Origin of the sequence: Nostoc sp. CHAB 5715 (assembly GCF_020829685.1) — a bacterium.
Taxonomy (GTDB): domain Bacteria; phylum Cyanobacteriota; class Cyanobacteriia; order Cyanobacteriales; family Nostocaceae; genus Nostoc.
On sequence record NZ_JAIVFR010001063.1, the window covers coordinates 1 to 2,405 of the forward strand.

Consider the following 2,405-nt stretch of genomic DNA (forward strand, 5'->3'; position numbering starts at 1 on the left):
AAGGCAGTAAAAAGCGCAGTGTTGACATGTCAAGTAATGAATGCAATCTTTTAACGTCATCTGCAACTTAATATTACGTAACAAGTTCGTCGAACTTAAGAGGTAGAACTTACTCATTGATAGAAAAATCAAAATAGGAGGTATGGTTTTCAGCGCTTAGAGCTTCGTTTTTTGTTCTCCGTCAAGCGATCGCAACCAAGAAAGGATGATTTATAAAAGCTGAAACAACCTATTTACGTTGATATACAACATAGTCTTTTTGTACAGTGCGTAAGTCCTACATGCTTAGGTCAAAGTTTTCCAGGTTTTGAGTTTCCCTATATCGAGTCATCTCTGCACAGAAGCGCAGAGATGAGCAAGAATGGGACAGACCACAAGTGTTACTGATCGCGCATTTTTATTTCTGCTGTGAGTCTGGTTGGTTGTCTATTTCTTACAAAAAGAAATTCCGAGGGACAGCTTCCAACCCTCGCAATTTCTGTGGATATACATAAAATAGCGGTATCAAAAAATCAACTTTTGACTATGAATTGTGACAATATAATAAGTTTTACGTTCTCCTACTCCATACCTCCAAAGTGCTAATTTACCACTTGGCTGCTATGACTGCGAGGATCATCTTGACTAGCCGTTGGTGCTACTGGGGCTGAAAATTTAGAAACTTTCCCGCTAGCTTGAGCATAAGGGAGAGATGAACCAGTAACTAAAGCTTCTAAGTTGCTAGCCATAATCGTCCGGGGTTGATCGCCGATCGCTTGGGCTATGGTTTCCCCTTGCTGACTCAAAAATACAAAATGGGGAATCCCATCTACCCGATATTTCAGCATCTCTGGTAGCCACTTGGTATTATCCACATTCAGCATTACAAAATTCATCTTGTCAGCATACTCTGTTTCCAGTTGAGTGATATCTGGTGCCATTTTTTGGCAGACAGTACACCAATCAGCATAAAACTCTACTAGAGATGGTTTGCCGTTGCTGATTGCTACATCTAGCGGTGTGGACGTATCACTTAACTTGGCTAGAGTTGCCGAGGTTGTTTCAGTTCGCAAGCCCAAGACGAGGGCAACGCTGAGGGCGATCGCTACCATTACAATTAAAAAGTTTCTCAAACGCTTCCCTAAGTTGGATTCAGACTTATCGGCAGAATTAACAGGTGAATCAGTACTCATAACAAAATTATTAAAACTTATTAAGCAATTTCTTCTTCAGTTTAGCTGACTTCAGCCGCTCTTAAATACGTAATTTCATCTTGAAAATGGGTATTACAAATAAGTACTTTAGATGAAATAGGTTTTAAAAGATGATTTTAAGCTTCAGAAATACCAGTGCTGTGTGTGCCGTATTTTTATTAGTCAACGTTGGCTGCTTTCACACGTCAGCCATAGCCACTGTAAATAACCAGTCTCAATTGATAGCACAGCAGAGTAAAACCCAGCCACACCCAGTTTTTAAATCTATTTTGCCCAAATTAAAGCAGAAGACTCAGATTCGTATTCTATTGCCGAAGTTTATTCCTGAGTCGGATGGGGAAAATCCAATTTACGCGATTATAGAAGCTGCTACGCAAAAAAAGTACGAAATTTTACTGGGTTTCAGTCCCGACTGTACTGGTGGAACTGCCTGTCGTTTGGGCGTTGTTTATGCTGAAGCTGTAACCCGCAAAACACCCCGCCTGATTGGTAAACCTGTATCCTTAGCTAAGGGCATCACTGGCTATTTTGTGGATTCTACTTGTGGTGCTAATTGCTCAGATGCTACCTTGACTTGGAGACAACAGGGTGTACAATATGTTGTTGGTTTAAAAGCAGGCGATCGCACTTCTTTGGTAAAAATGGCTAATTCTGCGATTAACTAATTCTGTAGGTTTCAGTAAAAAGTAATATTAAATTTACGTAAAGTTATTGTGTAATCTTTAGAAATGTACTGACTGGTACATTTTGGGTTATATGTGCAAGATGCAAAGATATTTGAAAGTACTAAGACTATTTTGGAGCGCTGCGATCGCAGCTGAGTTAGAGTATCGGATTAACTTTTTCATAGCTACCCTCAGCAGTTTGGGAAATCTCGCGGGTAGCCTCTTTGGATTATTCTTGTTTTACCGGACTGGTTATACTTTTAGGGGCTGGTCATGGGAAGCAGCTTTAGTAGTTCTAGGAATTTTTACCTTACTACAAGGATTTTCTGCTACTTTTCTGGCATCGAACTTGAATCGCATAGTCCGCCATGTCCAAGAAGGCACTTTGGACTTTATATTATTAAAACCTATCCGCAGTCAGTTTTGGCTTTCCACCCATACCCTTTCACCTTGGGGACTGCCGGATATAATTTTTGGTAGTATTATTATTGGCTACGCAGGTAAACGCCTCGGTGTAGGAATAAAGGCGAAGGGGTGTTTATTGCCT

General features: G+C 40.4%; 3 protein-coding genes. 2 read left to right on the forward strand and 1 reads right to left on the reverse strand.

All coding sequences use genetic code 11. The annotated features are described in order from the left end of the window. Positions 1–581: 581 nt before the first annotated feature. On the reverse strand, positions 582–1,172 hold the full coding sequence (locus LC574_RS35875; RefSeq protein WP_229458382.1) for a thioredoxin family protein: 591 nt from the start codon (positions 1,170–1,172) through the stop codon (positions 582–584). A 131-nt stretch (positions 1,173–1,303) separates the two neighbouring features. On the opposite strand from LC574_RS35875, the gene LC574_RS35880 reads away from it, so the two are divergent. Together LC574_RS35880 and LC574_RS35885 are read left to right on the forward strand one after the other, a co-directional pair. Continuing rightward, on the forward strand, positions 1,304–1,858 hold the full coding sequence (locus tag LC574_RS35880; RefSeq protein ID WP_229458383.1) for a hypothetical protein: 555 nt from the start codon (positions 1,304–1,306) through the stop codon (positions 1,856–1,858). 100 nt (positions 1,859–1,958) lie between these two features. Beyond that, positions 1,959–2,405 (forward strand): ABC transporter permease (locus LC574_RS35885; protein WP_229458384.1); only part of this gene is annotated, 447 nt, incomplete at its 3' end.

Coding starts and splice junctions, on each gene's coding strand:
- LC574_RS35875 (WP_229458382.1), bottom strand. CDS start 1,172: ATGAGTACTGATTCACCTGTTAATTCTGCCGATAAGTCTGAATCCAAC.
- LC574_RS35880 (WP_229458383.1), top strand. CDS start 1,304: ATGATTTTAAGCTTCAGAAATACCAGTGCTGTGTGTGCCGTATTTTTA.